Below are 21,173 nucleotides of genomic sequence, written 5' to 3' on the forward strand. Positions count from 1 at the left end.
ATATGTGTGGAATAGTAGGTGTTTTGGGGCAGCACGAGGCCGCCCCTATTCTGGTAGAAGCCCTGAAACGGCTTGAATATCGCGGCTATGACAGCGCCGGGATTGCAACCGTCAACGACGGCGCATTGGGCCGGCGGCGCGCGGTTGGCAAGCTGGTCAACCTCAGCGATCTTCTGGTGCATGATCCTCTTCCCGGAAAATCCGGCATCGGCCATACCCGCTGGGCCACGCATGGCGCCCCGTCGGTCAATAATGCACATCCGCACAAGGCGGGCCCGGTGGCCGTCGTTCATAACGGCATCGTCGAAAACTATCGCGACCTGAGGGCCGAACTGGCCGAACATGGTGTTGATTTCCAAACCGAAACCGACACGGAAACGGTCGCCCTCATGACGGAACACCACCTGAACTCGGGCCTGTCCCCGGTTGAGGCCGCGTTCAAGACGATCGACCAGTTGGAAGGCGCCTTTGCGCTGGCCTTTCTGTTCGACGGAGAGGACGACCTGATCGTGGCGGCCCGCAAGGGATCACCGCTGGCCATCGGACATGGGGATGGTGAGATGTATGTGGGCTCTGACGCCATCGCCCTGGCGCCTCTGACCAACCAGATCACATATCTGGAAGAAGGCGACCGCGCGGTTCTGACGCGAACGTCGCTTGAAATCCGCAACGAAGCCGGTGAGTTGGCCAACCGGGAAAAGCGCAAGATTAAGCTGGATCATACGCGCGCGGACAAGGGCGAGCACAAGCATTTCATGGCCAAGGAAATCGCTGAACAGCCCATCGTTGTGGCAGAGGCGATCCGGTCCTACCTGCCCACGGGTGGTGACCGCGTGGCACTGCCCGATGCCGATCTGGATTTCAGCAAGCTGGACCGTCTGACCATGGTGGCCTGCGGCACCGCGTTTTACGCCTGCCTGACCGCGAAATACTGGTTCGAGCAACTGGCCAAGATGCCGGTAGAGGTCGATATCGCCAGCGAGTTCCGCTATCGCGAGCCTCCGATCACGGATCGAACACTGGCGCTTTTCGTCAGCCAGTCGGGCGAAACCGCCGACACGCTGGCCGCGTTGCGGTACTGTGAGGGCAAGGCAGACAAGATCGTTTCGGTCGTCAATGTCCCCGAAAGCTCGATTGCAAGGGAAAGCGATATCGCCTTGCCGATCCATGCCGGTGTCGAAATCGGCGTGGCTTCGACCAAAGCCTTCACCTGTCAGCTGAGCGTGCTGCTGATGCTGGCGCTCAAGGCCGCAGCAGACCGGGGCACGATGACGGGTGAGGACATCGCCGATCATGCCGCCGCTCTGCGCGGGTTGCCGACCGTGCTGAACGCCGCGCTCGATCAGAACCGGGCGATCCGCAAAGCCGCCCAACGCCTGTCCGAGGCGCGCGACGTCCTGTTTCTGGGCCGTGGCCTGATGTATCCGCTGGCAATGGAAGGCGCGCTGAAGCTCAAGGAAATCAGCTATATCCACGCCGAAGGTTATGCGTCAGGAGAGTTGAAACACGGCCCCATCGCCCTGATCGACAAGCATATGCCCGTGGTCGTCATGGCACCCCGTGACACCGTGTTCGACAAGACCGTGTCGAACATGCAGGAAGTGATGGCGCGCAAGGGCAAGGTGATCCTGGTCTCTGATGATGACGGCATTGACGAGGCCGGCGACGGAGTCTGGAGCACCATCCGCATGCCGCATGTTCACACCAGTCTTGCACCGATCCTGTATTCGGTTCCCGCGCAATTGCTGGCCTATCACACGGCGGTTGCCAAGGGCACCGATGTGGATCAGCCGCGCAATCTGGCCAAGTCGGTCACGGTGGAGTGAATTATGGCCAAGCAGTTCCCGCAGCTCGAGGAAGCGCATCAAAAGTTCATCGAAGATCAGCACATGTTCTTCGTCGGCACCGCCGGGGCCGAAGGTCGTGTCAATATTTCCCCCAAGGGAATGGATTCGCTGCGGATATTGGGGCCGAACCGCATCGTCTGGATGAACCTGACCGGCAGTGGCAATGAAACGGCGGGGCATCTTTTGCAGGTCAACAGGATGACGCTGATGTGGTGTTCCTTCACCACGCGCCCGATGATCCTGCGCACCTATGGCACGGCACGTTGCCTGCATGTCGGGGATGATGGATGGGACAACTTTGCCGGCCTGTTCCCAAATCACCGAAGCGCACGGCAGATCTATGACCAGACGATCGACATGGTGCAGACCTCTTGCGGCTATGCCGTGCCTTTCATGGAATTCCAATCCGACCGCGATACGATGCAGAAATGGGTGGATGGAAAATCAGACGAGGACATCCGCTCGTATTGGGTGGAAAGGAACAGCCATACGATTGATGGAAAGCCAACCGGCGTACCGATGTGAGCCCGATGCTGAGTGGATATCTAGATCAGATCAAAGCGCATGGTGACCCCGAGCGGGCGACCCAGATGGCCAGCTACCACAAGGCGGATCGCATATATCTGGGCGTCGCGAACCCGGTTCTCAACGACCTGACCAAGGCGTGGCGGAAAGAATTGGACGTACCGGCGCGGGTCGCATTGGCGGACGGGCTATGGCAAAGCAACATCCACGAAGGGCGGCTTGCTGCATCCAAGCTTTTGACTCAGGCACGCATCCGACCGGATGGGGCGGTTTGGAATTTGCTTCAAAGCTGGCTGCCGGATTTCGATGCCTGGGCCGTTGCGGACCATGCGTGCATGGCGATGCAAAAACGGCTTTCAGCAGATCCCGAAAGGTTGGACGAGGTTGAACTGTGGACCCGGTCCGATCACATGTGGACCCGGCGCGCGGCCTTGATCGCAACCCTGCCCTGGACCAAACAGAACCACCCCAAGCCTGACGATCTGCACCGCCGTGACCGCATCCTTGGCTGGGCTGCGGGATATGTTTCGGACCGCAACTGGTTCATCCAGAAATCCATAGCCTGGTGGCTGCGTGAACTGTCCAAACATGACCCAGAACGCGTGATCGCCTTTCTGAACCAGAACGGTGATGCCATGAAGCCGTTTGCCCGCCGTGAAGCAGGCAAATACCTGAAAAATCAGTCCACATAGACCTCAAGCTCGACAAGTTCGTCGAAGGGCACCAACAGGGCCCTCATGGCGTCCAGTGACAAGCGGCTGCCGCTGCTGTCCGGACCGGGAACCGGGACCAACGTAATATAGGCCTGCGCCCCGGTTCGTGGCACGACGACACGTGCCGTAACTTCGCTGTCCACCAGCGGTGTCTGCATCCAACGCCCCGGAGTGGTCGGATCCCCAAGCCCGGCGATGGTGGTTTTCGCCCCAACCCAGTTCGGGCGCGCGGAAACCGGTTCGGGCTGCAACACCTCTTCGGCAACTGCGGTGCCGGCTTCCGTGTCAGGCACCGTTTGGGCGGGCGCGTCGCCCCCGCCGAACACTCGGTCAGTCGTTGACTGCACGGCATCGCATCCGGCCGTCATTACGCATGTCAAAACAAGTATTTTCTTCATGCCGGAAACCTACAACCCTGCGCCCAGCTGTTCCAGCGCAAAGCACAGTTCGCCCTTGTCGCGAGCATGTTCCAGCTTTACCTATAATGGCATGACAGCTCCGCTAATCGACCCGTTTGCCCGCGCCATCACGTATCTCCGCGTCTCCGTCACGGACCGCTGCGACTTCCGCTGCGTGTATTGCATGTCCGAGAACATGACCTTTCTGCCCAAGAAAGACCTGCTGACTTTGGAGGAACTGGACCGGATGTGTTCGACCTTCGTCAGAATGGGGGTCGAAAAGCTGCGCATTACGGGTGGTGAGCCTTTGGTGCGTCGCAACATCATGACGTTCTTCAATTCGATGACACGTCATCTGGACAGCGGTGCATTGAAGGAGCTGACGCTGACAACCAACGGATCGCAACTGCACCGATTTTCCGATGATCTGTATGCGGCCGGTGTGCGTCGGGTGAATGTCTCGCTGGACACTCTGGATGATGACAAGTTCGCCAAGGTGACGCGCTGGGGTCGCCTGAAACAGGTTTTAAACGGAATCGACGCCGCGCAAAAAGCTGGCCTGCGGATCAAGATAAACGCCGTTGCCCTGAAAGGGTTCAACGAGCCCGAACTTCCCAAAATCACGGAATGGTGCGCCCAGCGGGATATGGATTTGACCTGGATCGAAGTCATGCCCATGGGTGATATTGGCAACGAAGACCGCCTGGATCAATACTGGTCGCTCAAGGACGTCCGGAAAGAATACGAAAACCACTATTCGGTCACCGATCTGGCCGAACGCAGCGGTGGCCCGGCCCGTTACGTGCGGCTCGAGGAAACCGGCCAGAAAATTGGCTTCATAACGCCGCTGTCGCACAATTTCTGTGAAAGCTGCAACAGGGTTCGCCTGACTTGCACGGGCGAGCTTTACATGTGCCTGGGTCAGGAAGACATGGCCGACCTGCGCGGCGCCCTGCGCGATCATCCCGATACCGAACAGCCACTTGAAGACGCAATCCGATCTGCGATCAATCTCAAACCCAAAGGGCATGACTTCGACTATTCCCGCCAAGCCGTCGATGGCCGGATGAGCCGTCACATGAGCCATACAGGCGGCTGATATGCCGGATCATGACGGCCGCCCCACGGCGTTGTACCATGTGTACTGCGCCCTAACGTCTCTGGCCGCGCCTCTGATATGGCGGGTCGTTCGGAACAAGCTGCGTGCAGCAAACGTACCTGATAAGCGGCAACAAGAACGCCTTGGCCATGCCAGCCTGCCCAGACCAAATGGGCGTTTGATCTGGTTCCACGCCGCCAGCGTCGGTGAAAGCCTTTCGGTCCTCAGCCTGATCAGACGGCTGGCAGGCCGCCTGCCCGAGGCCGAGTTTCTGATCACCTCCGGCACCCCGACTTCAGCGGCTCTGATCGAAAAACGCCTGCCGCCCCGTACACGGCATCAATTCCCGCCGCTTGACACGGCAGGCCCGGTCCGGCGCTTTCTGAACCATTGGCAACCAGAGGGCGGGGTTTTCGTCGAAAGTGAGATTTGGCCGCGTTTGATCGTCGAAAGCGCCAGACACGCCGTTCCGCTGGCCCTTCTGAATGCACGACTGTCGGACAAGTCCGTTGCCGGTTGGAAAAAACGCCCCAGAACAGCGCGGTTCGTATTGAACAAGTTCAACCTGTTCCTGACGCAAAACGACAAAACCGCAGCCAACCTGACAGCCATGGGTGCCCCTGCCGGCCGCGTCCGGCCCGGCACCAATCTCAAGGCCATGTCAGACCCTCTTCCCATAGACCACGGCACGCTGGATGACATCGGTTCTCGGATTTCTGGCAGACCTGTGTGGATCGCCAGTTCAACCCATGCCGGTGAAGAGGAAATCGTTCTGGCCGCGCATCAATCACTTCTGGAACGCTGGCCCGATCTGCTGCTGCTGCTGATCCCCCGCCACCCAGAGCGCCGTTGCGATATCGCAAAACTACTGGACGCCTCCGATCTTAGCGCCGCGTTCCGATCAGATAGTTCCCCGATCGAAACCGAAACCCAGGTATATGTCGCCGATACATTGGGCGAGACCGGCACATGGTACGCTCTGTCTCCCATCGTGTTCCTGGGCGGTTCCCTGAAAAACATCGGCGGCCACAACCCTTTCGAACCCGCCCAGGCCGGAGCCGCCGTGATAACCGGCCCCGGATACTTCAATTTTGCTGAAACTTTCGCGCCGTTGATCAAAGCCGGTGGCGCCATCGAGGTTCGAACCGAAACAGATCTCTCTGCGGCGGTCGACCATTGGCTTTCAGACGATCAAGCCCTGACCCGGGCCCGCAGCGCCGCCCAATCCTGCGTCCAGACGCAAAGCAACGCACTGGACTCCGTCGTGGAAACGCTTTGCTGTTCACTCAACCTGACGTGATCAGGCGGGATCTTTCTTCATCTGGCCAAAAGTATCCCGGGGGTGTGGGGGCAGAGCCCCCACCCGCCCCATCAGGCCGCCGGCAACCGCTGCTCGACGATCTCTGCCCACCAGCTGCACCCGGCGGGAATCGCCTCATCGTTGAAGTTGTATTCCGGGTGGTGAACCATGGCCGTATCGCCGTTACCAACTAGAATATAGGCGCCAGGGCGCTCCTCCAGCATAAACGCAAAATCCTCGCCGCCCATAACCAAAGGCGCATCGTCGCAATCGCCGGATACCGACCGGGCAACAGCTGCGGCAAACTCAGTCTGCTCTTCACTGTTCACCATCACCGGATACCCACGGATGTAGGTCACATCGGCGGTGCCTCCGAACGTTGCCGCCACACCATTGCAGATCTCATTGATCCGCTTTTCGGCCAGATCCCGCATATCCTTGCTCATGGTGCGCACGGTACCCTTGATCTGAACAGTCTGCGGGATCACGTTGAACGCTTTCGACGAGGTCTCGAACGACGTCACCGACACCACGACCTGATCGATCGGATCGGCATTGCGCGAGGAAATCGTCTGAAGCGCCAACACCGCCTGCGCGGCCAGTACCGTGGTATCTACTGTTTCATGCGGCTTGGCAGCATGACCGCCGCGCCCTTCAAAAGTGATGTCGAACTGATCGGTTGCGGCAAAGAAAGAACCGGGGCGGATGGCGAACTTGCCCACAGGTTGACCCGGCCAATTGTGCATGCCGTAGACTTCCTGAATATTCCAGCGGTCCATCATGCCATCTTCACACATTTCACGACCACCGCCGCCGCCCTCTTCGGCAGGCTGGAAGATCACAACAACCGTGCCATCGAAATTGCGGGTTTCAGACAGGTACTTCGCCGCACCAAGCAGCATCGCCGTGTGGCCATCGTGGCCGCAGGCATGCATTGCGCCCGGCGTTTTCGAGGCATAGTCCAACCCCGTCGCCTCATGGATCGGCAGCGCATCCATATCTGCGCGCAGGCCGATCACCTTTCCCTTGCTGTCCGACTTGCCTTTGATCACCCCCACGACACCGGTACGTCCGATACCGGTCACCACCTCATCGCAGCCGAACTCCTTCAGCTTCTCGGCCACCTTCGCGCTGGTGCGGTGGGTCTCAAACAGGATCTCTGGATTTTCGTGCAGATCCCTTCTCCATTCCGTGATTTCATTCTGCAATTCGGCAAAGCGGTTTTTGACTGGCATGTCTATTCTCTCCTAATTCAGTTCAAGCCGCCGGCATTCGGCGCTCGACCATTTCTGCGAACCACGAACATCCGATCGGGATGATCTCGTCGTTGAAATCGTATTCAGGGTGGTGCAACCCGGCGCTGTCACCGTTGCCCAGAACAATGAAAGCTCCGGGCCGTTCCTCCAGCATGAACGAGAAATCCTCGCCCCCCATCACCATCGGCGCCTCGATGCAGCTGCCCCCGACCGAGACTGCGGCCTCTGCCGCATATCCGGTTTGAGTTTCGGCATTGATCGTCACCGGAACGCCGCGCGAGTAATTGACGTTCACGGAACCACCGAATGTTGCTGCAATCCCTTCGGCGACCTCTTTGAGGCGCTGTTCGATCAGATCTCGCATCTGGTTGGAATGGGTTCGGACCGTGCCGCGTATCTGCGCCGATTGCGGGATCACGTTGAACGCTTTCGATGACGTCTCGACAGACGTCCCCGAAAGCACGGCTTGCAGGATCGGATCGGCATTGCGCGACACGATCGTCTGCAATGCCACGATCAGTTGTGACAGCATCACCGTCGTATCGACCGTTTCATGGGGTTTTGCAGCGTGACCGCCGCGCCCTTCAAGATGGATATCAAACTCGTCCGCTGCGGCCAGCAAAGGGCCCGAACGGATCGCGAACTGCCCGGTCGGCAGGCCCGGTACGTTGTGCATCGCATAGACTTCCTGAATGCCGAACCGGTCCATCAGACCGTCCTTGCACATGGCCTCGGCGCCATTCCCGCCCTCTTCGGCAGGCTGAAAGATCACGATTGCAGTGCCATCGAAATTGCGCGTCTCAGAGAGGTACTTTGCCGCCCCCAAAACCATGGCGGTATGCCCGTCATGCCCGCAGGCATGCATCGCGCCTGATGTCTTCGAGGCATAGTCCAGCCCGGTCTGTTCCTGCATCGGCAGCGCATCCATGTCGGCGCGCAGGCCAATCACCCGGCCCTGCGTGTCGCTCTTTCCCCGAATGACCCCGACCACGCCGGTGCGACCGATGCCTGTAACGACCTCATCACAGCCGAATTCCTTCAGCTTTTTCGCCACCAGCGCGCTGGTGCGGTGCGTGTCGTACAGAATTTCCGGATGTTGGTGAATGTCACGCCGCCAGCCTGTGATCTCTTCGTGCATCTCTGCAAGGCGGTTTTTGATCGGCATGTCACTCTCCCTCAAATTATGCCACGGGCAATCGTCGTTCCACGATCTCGGCAAACCAACTGCAACCGGCGGGAATCGCATTGTCGTCAAAATTGTATTCCGGGTGATGGCACATGGCCGTGTCCCCGTTCCCGATAAAGATGTAAGCTCCGGGCCGTTCTTCAAGCATGTAGGCGAAATCTTCCGACGGCATGATCGGATCAGTGCTGTCATTGACCTTGCCCGCCACGGCCTCGGCCGCCTCGGCAGCGTATGCCGTCTCAGCCTCGGAATTCACAGTCACAGGATAGCCGGGCGACCAGACGACATCTGCCTTTGCGCCGAAGGCCGAGGCCGTATCCTCGGCGATCCTGCGAACGCGCTCTTCTGCAATGGCGCGGTATTCGGGGTCGAGCGTCCGGACGGTCCCCTGCAAGCGGACGGTATGCGCGATCACGTTTGACGCGACACTGTCCGTTTCAAACGTACCCACGGTCAGCACCACGCGTTTGATCGGATCCACGGTGCGCGCCACGACGGATTGCAACGACACGACGATATGCGAGGCCACCAGCGTGGTGTCTACCGCGTCATGCGGTGCAGCCGCGTGTCCGCCCTTGCCGGTGATCGTGATTTCGAATTCATCAGATGAAGCCAGCAATGCGCCGGGTCGGATCGCGAATTCGCCCACCGGCAACCCCGGCATATTGTGCATGCCATAGACCTCATCAATGCCCCAGCGGTCCATCAGGCCGTCCTGACACATGGCCAGACCGCCTGCGCCACCTTCTTCGGCGGGCTGAAAAATCAGAACAACGGTGCCATCGAAGTTTCGGGTTTCAGCCAGGTACTGGGCGGCCCCAAGCAGCATCGAGGTATGCCCGTCATGCCCGCAGGCGTGCATCTTGCCCGATACAGTCGAGGCATAGTCCAACCCCGTCGCTTCTTCGATCGGCAATGCATCCATGTCAGCGCGCAATCCGATCACGCGCCCGGTCGTATCCTGCCGTCCCCGGATCACAGCCACGACACCCGTCCGGCCAATTCCCGGCGTGATCTCATCCACACCAAATTTCTTGAGACGCTCGACAACGAAAGCAGCCGTTTCATGCACGTCATACATCAGTTCAGGATGTGCGTGCAGGTGGCGGCGCCACTTGGTAATATCACCATGCATCTCTGCAAGTCTGTTTTTGACTGGCATCTCAAGACCCTCCCCTGAACCACTGAGGCCACGTTGAATGTTACGCCGCGCTCAGCCTTTCAACCAATCGTTGCATGAACCCATGCCCAGCTTCGAATTGCGCGATCGATATGAACTCGTTCGGCTGATGAGCCTGCGCGATATCGCCGGGGCCGCAAATCACGGCTGAATACCCGGCCGCCTGAAACTGCCCTGCCTCGGTCCCATAGCTGACGACGTGACTTGCGTTGTCCCCGGTCAGGGCGCGCACCAAAGCTTCGGCTTCTCCGTCCTGTTCGGGCACCAGCCCCGGGATCGCGAAATGTTCAGACAGTTCGATGCGCGTATCGGGGTGAACGGCCTGCATCCGAGCTTCGACCTGGCGGACCTGTTCGATATAGGCATCGCGCCATTCAGCCTGCGTTTCGTCCGGCACCGTGCGGAAATCCATCATGAAAGTGCAGTCTTTGGCGGTGATGTTATGGGCTGTCCCGCCTTCAATCATGCCGACATGACAGGTTGTCCACGGCGGGTCAAATACGGCTGCGATTTCGCTCGGCTCAGCAGCCATGCTTTCGGCATTTCGGTGATTTGCCCAATCAATCAAAGGCGCCGCCGCCATGATCGCGTTCACGCCAGTATGCATGATCGAGCTGTGCACTTCGAACCCGACGATATGTGTATCTATGCCGAACCCGCCCTTATGCCCCGTCACCGCCTGCATCATCGACGGCTCACCCACTATCACTGCCGATCCCTTGGGCAGAACCTGTTGCATTGCTTCAATCATCGGCGGCGCACCGGTGCATCCGACCTCTTCGTCAAAGCTGAGCGCCAGCTGAAGCGGCCGGCTGATATTGGCATAGTGTGCTTCGACCAGAGCCCAGATGGCCAGGGCGTCAAACCCCTTCATGTCGCAGGTGCCGCGACCGAAGTACTTGCCGTCTTTCTCGGTCACCGTGAAAGGATCAGTGTCCCACGGCTGACCGTCCACCGGCACGACATCCGTGTGACCGGACAGAACCACCGCACCTTCTTCCAATGGACCAACATGCGCAAAGATCGCGGCCTTGTGCGGTTGGTCCGGATCTGGCCAGCGGTGGCTTTCGATTCCGTGGCCTTGCAAGTAGTCCTGAACCCAATCCACCAGCGGCAGATTGGTATCACGGCTTACGGTCGGAAATGAGATCAGCTGTGTCATGATCTCAAGCGGAGTCAGGCGTTTCGCCATTTGGGTCAATACCCGCTGTCCGTGGTCAGAATGAAGTGCCCTGCCTCAACCTCTTGATATTGCGAAGGTTCCGGCGTGTAGTTGGTGGGATGAATAGGAGAAGGGATCGGTTTGAAATTCAGATCCTTTTCCGATTTCCGCTTGTTCGGGTCTGCGATCGGAACCGCCTTCATCAGCGCCTGCGTATAGGGATGCTGCGGGTTCTCGAACACCCGCGCCCGGGGCCCGAGTTCGACAATGCGCCCCAGATACATGACCCCGACATAGTGGCTGACGCGTTCGACAACGGCCATGTCGTGGCTGATGAACAGGTATGACAGGCCCAGCTCGGACTGCAATTCCATCATCAGGTTCAGAACCTGCGCCTGCACCGACACGTCAAGGGCCGAGACCGCCTCATCCGCAATGATCAGCTTGGGGTTCAGGGCCAAAGCGCGAGCAATTGCAATCCGCTGACGCTGACCGCCCGACATTTCATGCGGGAAGCGACGCATGAAGCTGCGCGGCAATTGCACCTTGTCGAACAATTGTGCCACGCGATCCTGAAGTTCGGATCCCGATGCCACACCATAATTGCGCATCGGCTCGGCCACTTGGTCGACCAGCTGCATCTGCGGGTTTAGCGACGCGAACGGGTCCTGGAAAATCATCTGCATGTCCAGCCGCGCCTTGCGCAAACCAGATGGATCAAGCTTCATGATATCGACACCGTCCAGATCAATCTCGCCCGCCAAAGGCTCAACCAGCCGCAGGATCGAGCGCCCAGCCGAAGACTTGCCGCACCCGGATTCCCCTACAAGACTGAGCGTCTGACCTTTGTTCAGAGTGAACGAGACATCCTCGACCGCATGAACGTTCGAAATCGTGCGCCGCAAAAGCCCGCCTTTGACCGGGAACCGTGTTGTCAGGTTCTTGACGGTCAGCAGAACCTCTTCCGTACCCGGAATTGGTGCAATTTTCTGCCCTTCGACCCCCAGTAGCTTCATCGGCTCGGGCGCAGATTTACCCTGCATCTCGCCCAGTTTCGGCACCGCGGCCAGAAGCGCCTTGGTATAGTCGTGCTGCGGGTTTTCAAAGATTTCCTTGACCGTGCCTTCTTCGACCTTGTTGCCGCGGAACATCACCACCACGCGGTCAGCCATCTGGGCAACCACGGCCATGTCGTGGGTGATGAACATCACCGCAGTTCCGGTTTCCCGCTTGAGGCGGTCCATCAAGGCCAGGATCTCGGCCTGAATGGTCACATCCAGCGCCGTGGTGGGTTCGTCGGCGATCAACAGGCGCGGCTCACAGGCCATCGCCATCGCAATGACAACACGTTGGCGCATCCCGCCCGACAACTCGTGAGGGTATTGTTTCAGACGGCGCTCGGGCTCTGGGATACGGACCTGACGCAGCAGTTCCAGCGCCCGTTGCTCGGCCTGCGCCTTCGTCATGTCCTTGTGGATGCGCAGACCTTCGGTTAACTGCCGGCCCACGGTGAAAACGGGGTTCAGCGCGGTCATCGGCTCTTGAAAGATCATCCCGATCTCGTTGCCGCGAATCTGTTTCATCAGATCCTGATCGGCCTTGGCCAGGTTCATTTTTTCGCCATCGCGGCGATCAAACAGCAGTTCGCCGCCCGCGATTTCGCCGCCACCAAACTCGACCAGACGCATCAAAGACAAAGATGAAACCGACTTCCCCGAGCCCGATTCGCCAACGATACAAACGGTTTCGCCTGGTTTGACCTCGAACGAGACGTCCTCAACACCAACAACGGGACCGTCCTTTGTCTGAAACTCCACCCGCAGTTTTTTGATTTGAGCAATAGGCTGATCCAGCACGTGCGCGCTCCCTTGACGAGGTAATTCTTGTTCTGAGTGCCGAACGCTACGGCGGGCCACCGGGAAAAGTCAAACCCATTACACATTTTCGCGACGGCACCACTTGCATTTTTCTCAAGTTCTGTTTCGATACCCAACGTAACCGCCTTGGGGAAGCAGCGCCGACGGAATCCGTTAGCGCTATTATCTTGAATGATCAAAACCTTACCCCGAAGCGGCAACGCCAAACCCGCAGGCCTTGCGGAGATAATCGAGACACGAACGTGTCCAATTCGGGAGTGACTTATGAAAATCAAAACCCTTTTGCTTGGTGCGATCGCAAGCACGGCAATGGCCCCGATGGCCTTTGCCGAGCGCGGTTCGGACGGCAATGTCAGCATCATCTATTGGCAGGCTCCGTCGATCCTGAACCCGTTCCTGTCCGGCGGTACGAAAGACGTGGAATCAGCCTCGCTGGTGATCGAGCCACTTGCACGCTACGACCAGGACGGCAACATGGTGCCATTTCTGGCGTCTGAAATCCCGACCGTGGAAAATGGCGGTGTCAGCGAAGACCTGACGTCGATCACATGGAAAATCGCGCCGGGAATCACGTGGTCTGACGGCTCTCCGTTCACCGCTGCTGACGTGAAGTTCACCGCTGATTACTGCATGCACCCGGAAGGTGGCTGCGCACAGGTCACCAAGTTCGAAGGCGTCACCTCGGTCGAAGCTGTTGATGACCTGACCGTCAAGGTCACTTTCGACGCACCGACCCCCTTCCCCTATGGCCCGTTCGTCGGCGGTGAAAGCCCGATCCTGCAAAAGGCCCAGTTCGAAAACTGCATGGGCGCCAAAGCCCCCGAATGCACCGAGCAGAACTTCAACCCGATCGGCACCGGCCCCTTTGTCGTCACCGAGTTCAAGCCGAACGACGTGATCACCTTCAAGGCCAACGACAACTATCGTGATCCGGCAAAACCTGCCTTTGCGACCGTGACCTTCAAAGGCGGCGGTGACGCGACAGCTGCTGGTCGTGCTGTCATGGAAACTGGTGAGTTTGACTATGCCTGGAACCTGCAACTGGCTCCGGAAGTGATCGCTCAGATGCAGGAAGGTGGCAAAGGTACGCCGGTTGCAGGCTTCGGCCCGCTGGTCGAGCGCATCATGCTGAACCAGACCAACCCGTCGCCCGAGCTGCCTGAAGGCGAGCGTTCGACAGCAAAGCATCCGCATCCGTTCCTGAAGGACCCGGCCGTTTACAAAGCCATGTCCATGGCCATCGACCGTCCGCTGTTGGTGGAAATCGGCTATGGTCAGGCTGGTAAAGTGACCTGCAACTGGGTTCCGGCCCCTGCTGCGTTCAACTCTACCTCGATGACCTGTGACACCCAGGATATTGAAGGCGCCAAGAAACTGCTGGATGATGCCGGCATCGTCGACACCGATGGCGACGGCGTCCGCGAGAAGGATGGCGTTCCGCTGAAGATCGTCTATCAGACCTCGACCAACGCCGTCCGTCAGGACTTCCAGGCGCTGATCAAGGAATGGTGGAGCCAGATCGGCATCGAAACCGAACTGCGCAACATCAACGCATCGGTCTTCTTCGGTGGTGACCCGGGCTCGCCCGACACGTTCCAGAAGTTCTATGCCGACGTTGAAATGTACGCCAACACCTTCAACGGCACCGACCCGCAGTCCTATCTGGGCAACGGCCTGTGCGACAAAGCTCCGCGTCCTGACTCGCAGTGGCAGGGCGAAAACATCAGCCGCTTCTGCAACGAAGAGTTCGACAAGCTGCACGCTCAATTGGCCGAAACCGCTGGTCTGGAAGCGCGTGCGGAAATCGCCAAGCAGCTGAATGACATCATGGTTCAGAATGGTGGTATGATTCCGCTGGTTCACCGTGGTCGCCTGTCGGCGCATGCAAACACCCTGGGTGGCGTTGTCCTGAACGTTTGGGACAGCGAGCTGTGGAACATTGCGGACTGGTACCGCAAGACCGGTTCCTAAGCACTGACCTTGCAAAACCGCGCCCCGATCGTTATCGGGGCGCGGTCATTTGCATCCCACCCCAACAAGAAGACGCATATAAAGGCGCCTCTTAATGCTTAATTTCACAATCAGACGACTGGTGCTGGCCGTTCCAACGCTGCTGTTCATCAGCCTCGTCATCTTCCTGCTCCTCGAACTCGCACCCGGCGATCCGATGGCGCAGGTTCCGCTCACCGTTCCCCCCGAAGTCAAGGAAAAGATGCGCGAGGCGCTTGGCCTTGGCCAGCCGATGCATATCCGGTTCTGGAAGTGGATCGTGCAATTCTTCTGGATCGAACCGCAGGTTCTGATAGACCACATCTTCGGCACCAGTTTTTCCGCAGGCGACCTGCGTGTAATATCCTGGCAGACCCGCTCGCCCGTCATGGACATCGTCGTTCAGCGTATCCCGCAGACCCTGTGGGTTGTCGGCACCGCCTATGTTGTCGCCATCCTGATCGCGCTGCCCATCGGCATCTATTCGGCCTATCGCCAGTATTCCTGGTTCGACCAGATGGGCACCTTCGTGTCGATGGTCGGCTTCTCGGTCCCTCCGTTTTTCTCGGGCGTTCTGGTGATCGTGATCTTCTCGGTCCAGTTGGGCTGGTTCCCGTCGATCTATGACACGACCCATGTGGTCAACAGCTGGGACAGCTTCGTCGTGCAGCTGAAGCAGATGATCATGCCGGTCATGGTGCTGGCGTTGCAGATCACGGCACAGCTCAGCCGTTTCATGCGCGCCTCGATGCTGGACAATCTCAACCAGGATTACGTTCGCACCGCCCGCGCCAAGGGGCTCAGCGAATACACGGTCGTCATGGTCCACGTCCTGCGGAACTCGATGATCCCCGTGGTCACGGTCATTGCACTGGGCATTCCGGCCATCTTCGGCGGCGCCATCATCACCGAGCAGGTATTCAAGGTGAATGGCATCGGCCAGTTGCTGATTGGCGCCATTCAGGCCAATGACCTGCCAATGGTGCAAACCCTGACCTTCATCTTTGCCGTGCTGATCGTGTTGTTCAACCTGATCGCCGACGTCCTGTATGGCATTCTGGACCCGAGGATTCGCTATGACTGATCACGACAAATCAGACACGCTGATCCCCGACGAAGGTCTGGCCCCGGCATCCACCGCGCTGCCAACCGCTGATGTGATGGAGGAACTCACGACCCCGCCGCGCAGCCAATGGCGCGACGTCTGGGATCAGTTCAAGACGCACAAGGGCGCCATGGTGGGTGCGGTGCTGTTCATCCTGATCGTGGCGGGCGTCTATCTGGGCCCCTATCTCTGGAGCATCGATCCAACGCAGATCGATATCCGGGCCCGCAATCAGGGGCCAAGCTGGGCGCATCCCTTCGGCACCGACCAGTTGGGCCGGGATATTCTGGCGCGCATGATGTCGGGCGGTCAAACCTCGGTATCGGTGGGCATCACCGCGATGCTGCTGGCACTGTTCCTGGGATCGTTCATCGGCGTTCTGGCCGGGTTCTTCAAACGGCTGGATGGTCCGCTCATGCGTCTGACAGACCTGTTTCTGGCCCTGCCCCTGCTGCCCTTGCTGCTGGTCATGATGCTGCTGTTCCGCGAGCCCCTGTCGGCCGCGTTCGGGTTGGAGCGAGGGATCTTCATCCTGATCGTCTGCGCCATCGGCATCACCTCATGGATGCCGACCGCACGGATCGTGCGCGGTGATGTGCTGGCCATCAAGGAACGCGAATTCGTTCTGGCGGCACGCTCCATCGGCACCAGTAACAGTCAGATCATCACGCGGCACATTCTGCCCAACGTGCTTTCACCGATCATGGTGTCCGCGACGCTGGGGATTGCCACGGCGATCATTACCGAAAGCGCGCTTTCCTTCCTGGGTCTGGGCTTTCCGCCCGACTTCCCGACATGGGGCCGCCTGCTGTTCGACGGAGTCGATTACCTACAGCAATACCCCGAGCGTGTGTTCTGGCCTGGTCTGGCAATCTCGCTGACTGTCCTGAGCGTCAACTATCTGGGTGACGGTCTGCGCGACGCACTGGATCCCCGCATTCGCGGACGCTGAAACAAGTTCAGTCGGCGCGCCTCAGCGCGCCGGCCAACAGCACGATCAGAACGGCCAATGGCAACAGCACGGCGAATGCCAGACGCAGGCCGAACACTTCCGCCAAAAAGCCGATCAACGGCGGACCGATCAACAGCCCCCCATACCCCAATGTCGCAACACTTGCGATGGCTTGCCCCGGCGGCACATTCGGATCGCTGGCCGCCCGGCTGAATGCCAGTGGCATGATCACGGCATAACCTATTCCCATCAAGGCAAAGCCGGCCAGCACGGGCAGGATCGTTGCTGTTGAAACCACCGTAAAAACACCAAACGCCGCGCAAATACCGCCGAACCGGGCGGAAACGACTGGACCGAACCGGATAATAACAAGCGCGCCTGCAAGTCGAAACGCCACCATGGTTACTGAAAACACCGCATAGCCCAAGGCAGCGACGCTTTCGGACGCCCCCGTGATGTCACGCAGATATATCGCGCTCCAGTCTGCCACGGCCCCTTCGCCCAACGCTCCGCACAAGGCGGCTATGCCAACCAGTATCAACGCGCCGGATGGCAAGGCGAAAACCGTACTCTGAGGCTCTTGGGATTGGCGCGAGGTCCAGCTTACCCAAGATGACGCAAGCGCAAGGCCAACAACCACGCCACCCGCCAACAGGAAGTGCACAAGAACCGTCAGCCCCATCTGAACCGCGGCATATCCGCTGAGCGCGCCAAGACCGGCCCCAAGGCTCCACATTGCATGGAACGAGGACATAACGGGTTTGTCATATGCCTGCTCTACCTCGGCGGCCCATGCATTCATCGCAACATCCATCGACCCGTGGAAGGCGCCAAAGACAAACAGGAACACTGCCAGCCCCCAAAGCCCATCCGCCATGGCCAGCAAGATCAGCGACCCCGTATACAGAATCGCAATGATCCGGGTGATTGCAACAGCGCCGAAACGATCCGTAAGCCGCCCGGTTATCGGGAAAGAGCAGACAGCCCCAGCAGCCATGAACAACAGGCCGAACCCGAGCGCATCATGGGACAGTTCCAAGCGGTCGCGTATGGCGGGAATGCGCGACGCCCAGATTCCGAACAGGGCACCATTCAGAATGAACATGGCGGCGACAGCGCGCCATGCTGCAACTATGCTTGCCATCCCATGCCCTCGCTCAGCTTACCCAGTGCCACCGTTCTACAGGTCAGAAAAAACTTGGCAATTGCTGCTCAACCGAGCCGTTTGCGAATGCGTCGCACCGAGTACCACACCGCGGCGACAACCGGGATCGTAACCGCCGCCGTCAGCATGCCCTTGCTGATGCCAGAGGCCGTCAGCGGATACAAAAGATAGCTGACCAGCGAAACCGCGTAATAGCTGATGGCAACCACGGAAAGCCCCTCGACCGTATGTTGCAAGCGCAGTGCCAGATCAGCCCGACGGTCCATGCTTTCCAGCAACGCCTGATTTTGCGCGCTGCGTTCCACATCCACTCTTGTCCGCAGCAACTCACCCGCGCGGATCGCCCGGTCCGACAAGGCCTCAAGGCGGCGTTCCGTGGATTTCACGGTGCGAATTGCAGGGTCATATCGGCGCATCATAAAATCGGCGAAATTCTGACCACCCTCGAAACGTTCTTCTCGCAACACTTCGATCCGCTGGTTGACGATGGCCTCATACGCCCCGGTGGCTCCGAACCGGAAAGAACACCGTGCCGACAATGTTTCGAGCTCGATCGACGTTGCCAGCAAATCCTGCAACAGCGCGTCAGGCTGCGCCGAGTTGCCAGTCATCTGCCCCATCAATCGGGTGAGTTGCCCATCCAGCTCTCCGATACGCGGCATCAGCTGCTTGACGCGCGCAAAACCCAGCATCGACATCGCCTTATACGTTTCAATTTCGCAAAGACGCTGAATAATCCGTCCCGTCCGACGCCGTCCGGTGCCCTCGGCCACGAACAAGGCAAAGCGCATGTGACCTGCCGGATCGATCCGAAAATCACTGGCACAAACCGCTGCATCGTCCAACACCCTGGACACGGCCAGGCTTTCCGGCTCGAACCAATCCAGCAGTTTCGATTTCACCACGTCGTCACTTTCGCGTTCAACCACGCGTACCAGAACCGACGTAACCCTTTGACCCGGACTGGCCATCAACCAATCGGGCGGAAAGACCTCAAAGTCAGCCGGGTCAAAGGCGCGTTCACTCACATTCTGCGCGATCGCCGTATAGGTCACGAATTCGGTATGCTGCTCCCACTTCAACCAGTGGCGTCCAATCTGGCCCGCGTAATGCGTAGCGTCCGGCCGAGGGTGCTGCGCACCGTGGCGATCCAGCAGGTCGATCAAATGAGCCAAATCCTCACGTCGATCGCGCGCCACGGCGGCCTCAGGCTTTTTGATCGCAAGAAAGACCACCGTACAGGGCATTGAAGCGACCGGAAACGGTCGAGCATGCAGTTCATTGGCCAGCGCATAGCGAAGGGGATGGTCATCTATCGGTGTCATGTGAGGCTCCGCATCGTCACGCGCACTATACGGCACATAGTTGACACATCAATTCTCTTTTTATTTCACGTACTTACAGGAGTACAACGGTATACAACCCTGCTATCTCATTGATTTGGCTGCCACAGCTCGATGGGGTTGCCTTCGGGATCATGGATGCGGGCAAATTTTCCAACTTCGCTGTCCCAGTCAGGATTGGTTTCCACCGTGATTCCAGCCTGCTCAAGCTGCGCCGTCAGCGCGCCCAGATCATCGACACGAAAATTGATCATCCACTGCTGATCGGCCCGCCCGAAATAAGCGGTGTCCTCCGCGAATGGCGCAAAGACCGTATAGCCTTCACGCTGCTTCCAGGGCACGGGGTCATAATGATTGACGCCCAGGTGCTTCTCATACCAGGCGCTCAGCGCTTTAGGGTCGCGGGCGCGAAAGAACACTCCGCCAATACCATTCACTTTCTCCATCCTCGACCTCCTGCCATCTGGGCCGCCACCCCAGACTACCACACTCCGCCTGCTTCATCTGGCTGGAAATATCCTGGGGGTTTGGGGGCAACGCCCCCATACAAACTCAAAAAAGAAAAGGGCGCCCAAAGGCGCCCTTTGCAATCGGATCCAACGCGACGATCAATCGATCATCGGCAGCAGCTTGTCCAGCGACTCCTTGGCGTCGCCGTAGAACATGCGGGTGTTCTCTTTGAAGAACAGCGGGTTTTCGATGCCAGAATACCCGGTGCCCTGACCACGTTTCGACACAAAGACCTGCTTGGCTTTCCAGCATTCCAGAACCGGCATGCCGGCGATGGGACTGTTGGGATCTTCCTGTGCCGCAGGGTTCACGATGTCGTTCGAGCCGATGACGATTGCCACATCCGTGTCCGGAAAGTCGTCGTTGATCTCGTCCATTTCCAGAACGATATCATACGGCACCTTCGCTTCGGCCAGCAAAACGTTCATGTGGCCCGGCAAGCGACCCGCCACAGGGTGGATGGCGAAACGAACGTTCTTGCCCTTGGCCCGCAGCTTGCGCACCAGTTCGGAAACCGATTGCTGCGCCTGTGCCACAGCCATGCCATAGCCCGGAATGATGATCACGCTGTCCGCGTCGTTCAAGGCTGCAGCAACGCCATCGGCCTCGATTGCGATCTGTTCGCCTTCAACGGCCATCTGTTCGCCCTGCGGGCCGCCAAAACCGCCAAGTATCACGCTGACAAAGTGGCGGTTCATCGCCTTGCACATGATGTAGGACAGGATTGCACCGCTTGAACCCACCAGCGCACCGACCACGATCAGTAGGTCGTTGCCCAGCGAGAAACCGATCGCCGCAGCCGCCCAACCCGAATAGCTGTTCAGCATCGACACAACCACCGGCATGTCGGCACCACCGATGCCCATGATCAGGTGATAGCCGATGAACAACGCTGCCAGCGTCATCAGGATCAGCGGGAACAGACCCCCTGTCGATGTGTACCAGATCAGGCAGATCAGCGAGAGACCCGCCGCCGCCGCGTTCAGCGCATGGCCACCGGGCAGCTTTGTCGCTGCCGAGGTCACCTTGCCCGCCAGCTTGCCATAGGCGACGACCGACCCGGTGAAGGTGATCGCACCAATGAAGATGCCCAGGAACAGTTCCACGTGCAGGATTGCCAGCTCGGCCGGGGTTTTCTTGGCAATCAACTTGGCAAAAGACCCCAGATCGGACAGATCCGCCTGGCTGGCACTGTCCGCAATGGCCATGACCTGCGCCACGTTGCCGATCTCGAAATGCGCGTTGAAGCCGACGAACACGGCCGCAAGACCGACCAGCGAGTGCATCGCCGCAACAAGCTGCGGCATCTCGGTCATCTGCACGCGCTGCGCAACATACTGGCCGATGAAACCACCGCCCGCGATCAGCAGCAGCGACAGAAGCCACAGACCCGAGCCCGGGCCAACCAGCGTGGCGAAAACCGCCAGCGCCATACCGACGATGCCATACCAGACCGCGCGCTTGGCGCTTTCCTGGTTCGACAAACCGCCGAGCGAAAGGATGAAAAGGACAGCCGCAACAACATAGGCGGCAGTGGTGAAGCCATAATCCATGTGCCCGGCCTCC

18 protein-coding genes are annotated in these 21,173 nt (G+C 59.0%); 8 read left to right on the forward strand and 10 right to left on the reverse strand.

Features of this window, described 5'->3' with window-relative positions; genetic code table 11:
• Window positions 1-2 precede the first annotated feature (2 nt).
• From glmS to ACR0FB_RS06780, 3 genes are read left to right on the forward strand one after another with little or no spacing between them, the layout of a single operon-like run.
• Window positions 3-1,826 carry a glutamine--fructose-6-phosphate transaminase (isomerizing) gene (gene glmS / locus ACR0FB_RS06770; RefSeq protein WP_171722947.1) on the forward strand — a complete coding sequence of 608 codons (1,824 nt, stop codon included), beginning with the start codon at window positions 3-5 and terminating at the stop codon, window positions 1,824-1,826.
• Between the two features lie 3 nt (window positions 1,827-1,829).
• The gene (locus tag ACR0FB_RS06775; protein WP_480619839.1) at window positions 1,830-2,372 is read left to right on the forward strand and encodes a pyridoxamine 5'-phosphate oxidase family protein; all 543 of its coding nucleotides are present in this window, start codon (window positions 1,830-1,832) and stop codon (window positions 2,370-2,372) included.
• Window positions 2,373-2,377: 5 nt separating this feature from the next.
• Complete coding sequence (locus tag ACR0FB_RS06780) at window positions 2,378-3,064, forward strand: DNA alkylation repair protein (RefSeq protein WP_171722945.1); 687 nt, start codon at window positions 2,378-2,380, stop codon at window positions 3,062-3,064.
• Here ACR0FB_RS06780 and ACR0FB_RS06785 read toward each other — a convergent pair.
• Window positions 3,052-3,483: a hypothetical protein gene (locus ACR0FB_RS06785; protein WP_171631103.1), complete on the reverse strand. Its 432-nt coding sequence runs from the start codon at window positions 3,481-3,483 to the stop codon at window positions 3,052-3,054. The genes ACR0FB_RS06780 and ACR0FB_RS06785 overlap by 13 nt on opposite strands.
• A gap of 91 nt (window positions 3,484-3,574) precedes the next feature.
• Here ACR0FB_RS06785 and moaA point away from each other — a divergent pair, with 91 nt between their 5' ends.
• Complete coding sequence (gene moaA / locus ACR0FB_RS06790; RefSeq protein ID WP_171631101.1) at window positions 3,575-4,582, forward strand: GTP 3',8-cyclase MoaA; 1,008 nt, start codon at window positions 3,575-3,577, stop codon at window positions 4,580-4,582.
• Between the two features lies 1 nt (window position 4,583).
• Window positions 4,584-5,882 carry a 3-deoxy-D-manno-octulosonic acid transferase gene (locus ACR0FB_RS06795; protein WP_480619841.1) on the forward strand — a complete coding sequence of 433 codons (1,299 nt, stop codon included), beginning with the start codon at window positions 4,584-4,586 and terminating at the stop codon, window positions 5,880-5,882.
• Between the two features lie 71 nt (window positions 5,883-5,953).
• On the opposite strand, the gene ACR0FB_RS06800 is transcribed toward ACR0FB_RS06795, so the two are convergent.
• From ACR0FB_RS06800 to ACR0FB_RS06820, 5 genes are read right to left on the reverse strand one after another with little or no spacing between them, the layout of a single operon-like run.
• Complete coding sequence (locus ACR0FB_RS06800; RefSeq protein ID WP_480619843.1) at window positions 5,954-7,117, reverse strand: M20 aminoacylase family protein; 1,164 nt, start codon at window positions 7,115-7,117, stop codon at window positions 5,954-5,956.
• Window positions 7,118-7,139: 22 nt separating this feature from the next.
• Window positions 7,140-8,303: a M20 aminoacylase family protein gene (locus ACR0FB_RS06805; RefSeq protein ID WP_480619845.1), complete on the reverse strand. Its 1,164-nt coding sequence runs from the start codon at window positions 8,301-8,303 to the stop codon at window positions 7,140-7,142.
• A 16-nt stretch (window positions 8,304-8,319) separates the two neighbouring features.
• A complete protein-coding gene (locus tag ACR0FB_RS06810; RefSeq protein ID WP_480490603.1) occupies window positions 8,320-9,486 on the reverse strand; it encodes a M20 aminoacylase family protein in 1,167 nt (388 codons plus the stop codon).
• Between the two features lie 40 nt (window positions 9,487-9,526).
• Window positions 9,527-10,696, reverse strand: a complete 1,170-nt coding sequence (argE, locus tag ACR0FB_RS06815; protein WP_209832569.1) for an acetylornithine deacetylase — start codon at window positions 10,694-10,696, stop codon at window positions 9,527-9,529.
• A gap of 5 nt (window positions 10,697-10,701) precedes the next feature.
• Window positions 10,702-12,522 carry a dipeptide ABC transporter ATP-binding protein gene (locus ACR0FB_RS06820; protein ID WP_171631087.1) on the reverse strand — a complete coding sequence of 607 codons (1,821 nt, stop codon included), beginning with the start codon at window positions 12,520-12,522 and terminating at the stop codon, window positions 10,702-10,704.
• A 285-nt stretch (window positions 12,523-12,807) separates the two neighbouring features.
• Here ACR0FB_RS06820 and ACR0FB_RS06825 point away from each other — a divergent pair, with 285 nt between their 5' ends.
• From ACR0FB_RS06825 to ACR0FB_RS06835, 3 genes are all read left to right on the forward strand, one after another.
• Complete coding sequence (locus tag ACR0FB_RS06825) at window positions 12,808-14,514, forward strand: peptide ABC transporter substrate-binding protein (protein ID WP_171631085.1); 1,707 nt, start codon at window positions 12,808-12,810, stop codon at window positions 14,512-14,514.
• 94 nt (window positions 14,515-14,608) lie between these two features.
• Window positions 14,609-15,616 (forward strand): ABC transporter permease, encoded by a 1,008-nt coding sequence (locus ACR0FB_RS06830; RefSeq protein ID WP_171114986.1) that lies wholly within the window; start codon window positions 14,609-14,611, stop codon window positions 15,614-15,616.
• Window positions 15,609-16,589 carry an ABC transporter permease gene (locus tag ACR0FB_RS06835; RefSeq protein WP_171631083.1) on the forward strand — a complete coding sequence of 327 codons (981 nt, stop codon included), beginning with the start codon at window positions 15,609-15,611 and terminating at the stop codon, window positions 16,587-16,589. The genes ACR0FB_RS06830 and ACR0FB_RS06835 overlap by 8 nt, the downstream gene beginning before the upstream one ends.
• Window positions 16,590-16,596: 7 nt before the next feature.
• Here ACR0FB_RS06835 and ACR0FB_RS06840 read toward each other — a convergent pair whose 3' ends face one another.
• The 4 genes from ACR0FB_RS06840 to ACR0FB_RS06855 all read right to left on the reverse strand — a co-directional run bounded on the left by ACR0FB_RS06840 (window position 16,597) and on the right by ACR0FB_RS06855 (window position 21,160).
• Window positions 16,597-17,733, reverse strand: coding sequence for an MFS transporter (locus tag ACR0FB_RS06840; protein ID WP_209832567.1), 1,137 nt, complete (start codon window positions 17,731-17,733; stop codon window positions 16,597-16,599).
• Between the two features lie 68 nt (window positions 17,734-17,801).
• Window positions 17,802-19,079, reverse strand: coding sequence for a DUF3422 family protein (locus tag ACR0FB_RS06845; protein ID WP_171631078.1), 1,278 nt, complete (start codon window positions 19,077-19,079; stop codon window positions 17,802-17,804).
• 107 nt (window positions 19,080-19,186) lie between these two features.
• Window positions 19,187-19,543, reverse strand: a complete 357-nt coding sequence (locus tag ACR0FB_RS06850) for a VOC family protein (RefSeq protein ID WP_171631075.1) — start codon at window positions 19,541-19,543, stop codon at window positions 19,187-19,189.
• 162 nt (window positions 19,544-19,705) lie between these two features.
• Complete coding sequence (locus tag ACR0FB_RS06855) at window positions 19,706-21,160, reverse strand: NAD(P)(+) transhydrogenase (Re/Si-specific) subunit beta (protein ID WP_152458621.1); 1,455 nt, start codon at window positions 21,158-21,160, stop codon at window positions 19,706-19,708.
• Between the last annotated feature and the right edge of the window lie 13 nt (window positions 21,161-21,173).

It is taken from the genome of Ruegeria sp. P10, assembly GCF_056534925.1.

Excerpts from the sequence above, each read along its gene's own strand:
- ACR0FB_RS06805 (WP_480619845.1), bottom strand. The coding sequence starts at position 8,303 with ATGCCGATCAAAAACCGCCTTGCAGAGATGCACGAAGAGATCACAGGC.
- ACR0FB_RS06850 (WP_171631075.1), bottom strand. The coding sequence starts at position 19,543 with ATGGAGAAAGTGAATGGTATTGGCGGAGTGTTCTTTCGCGCCCGCGAC.
- ACR0FB_RS06830 (WP_171114986.1), top strand. The coding sequence starts at position 14,609 with ATGCTTAATTTCACAATCAGACGACTGGTGCTGGCCGTTCCAACGCTG.
- ACR0FB_RS06810 (WP_480490603.1), bottom strand. The coding sequence starts at position 9,486 with ATGCCAGTCAAAAACAGACTTGCAGAGATGCATGGTGATATTACCAAG.
- ACR0FB_RS06795 (WP_480619841.1), top strand. The coding sequence starts at position 4,584 with ATGCCGGATCATGACGGCCGCCCCACGGCGTTGTACCATGTGTACTGC.
- ACR0FB_RS06835 (WP_171631083.1), top strand. The coding sequence starts at position 15,609 with ATGACTGATCACGACAAATCAGACACGCTGATCCCCGACGAAGGTCTG.
- ACR0FB_RS06855 (WP_152458621.1), bottom strand. The coding sequence starts at position 21,160 with ATGGATTATGGCTTCACCACTGCCGCCTATGTTGTTGCGGCTGTCCTT.
- ACR0FB_RS06825 (WP_171631085.1), top strand. The coding sequence starts at position 12,808 with ATGAAAATCAAAACCCTTTTGCTTGGTGCGATCGCAAGCACGGCAATG.
- moaA (WP_171631101.1), top strand. The coding sequence starts at position 3,575 with ATGACAGCTCCGCTAATCGACCCGTTTGCCCGCGCCATCACGTATCTC.
- ACR0FB_RS06800 (WP_480619843.1), bottom strand. The coding sequence starts at position 7,117 with ATGCCAGTCAAAAACCGCTTTGCCGAATTGCAGAATGAAATCACGGAA.
- glmS (WP_171722947.1), top strand. The coding sequence starts at position 3 with ATGTGTGGAATAGTAGGTGTTTTGGGGCAGCACGAGGCCGCCCCTATT.
- argE (WP_209832569.1), bottom strand. The coding sequence starts at position 10,696 with ATGGCGAAACGCCTGACTCCGCTTGAGATCATGACACAGCTGATCTCA.
- ACR0FB_RS06840 (WP_209832567.1), bottom strand. The coding sequence starts at position 17,733 with ATGGCAAGCATAGTTGCAGCATGGCGCGCTGTCGCCGCCATGTTCATT.
- ACR0FB_RS06785 (WP_171631103.1), bottom strand. The coding sequence starts at position 3,483 with ATGAAGAAAATACTTGTTTTGACATGCGTAATGACGGCCGGATGCGAT.
- ACR0FB_RS06780 (WP_171722945.1), top strand. The coding sequence starts at position 2,378 with ATGCTGAGTGGATATCTAGATCAGATCAAAGCGCATGGTGACCCCGAG.
- ACR0FB_RS06845 (WP_171631078.1), bottom strand. The coding sequence starts at position 19,079 with ATGACACCGATAGATGACCATCCCCTTCGCTATGCGCTGGCCAATGAA.
- ACR0FB_RS06775 (WP_480619839.1), top strand. The coding sequence starts at position 1,830 with ATGGCCAAGCAGTTCCCGCAGCTCGAGGAAGCGCATCAAAAGTTCATC.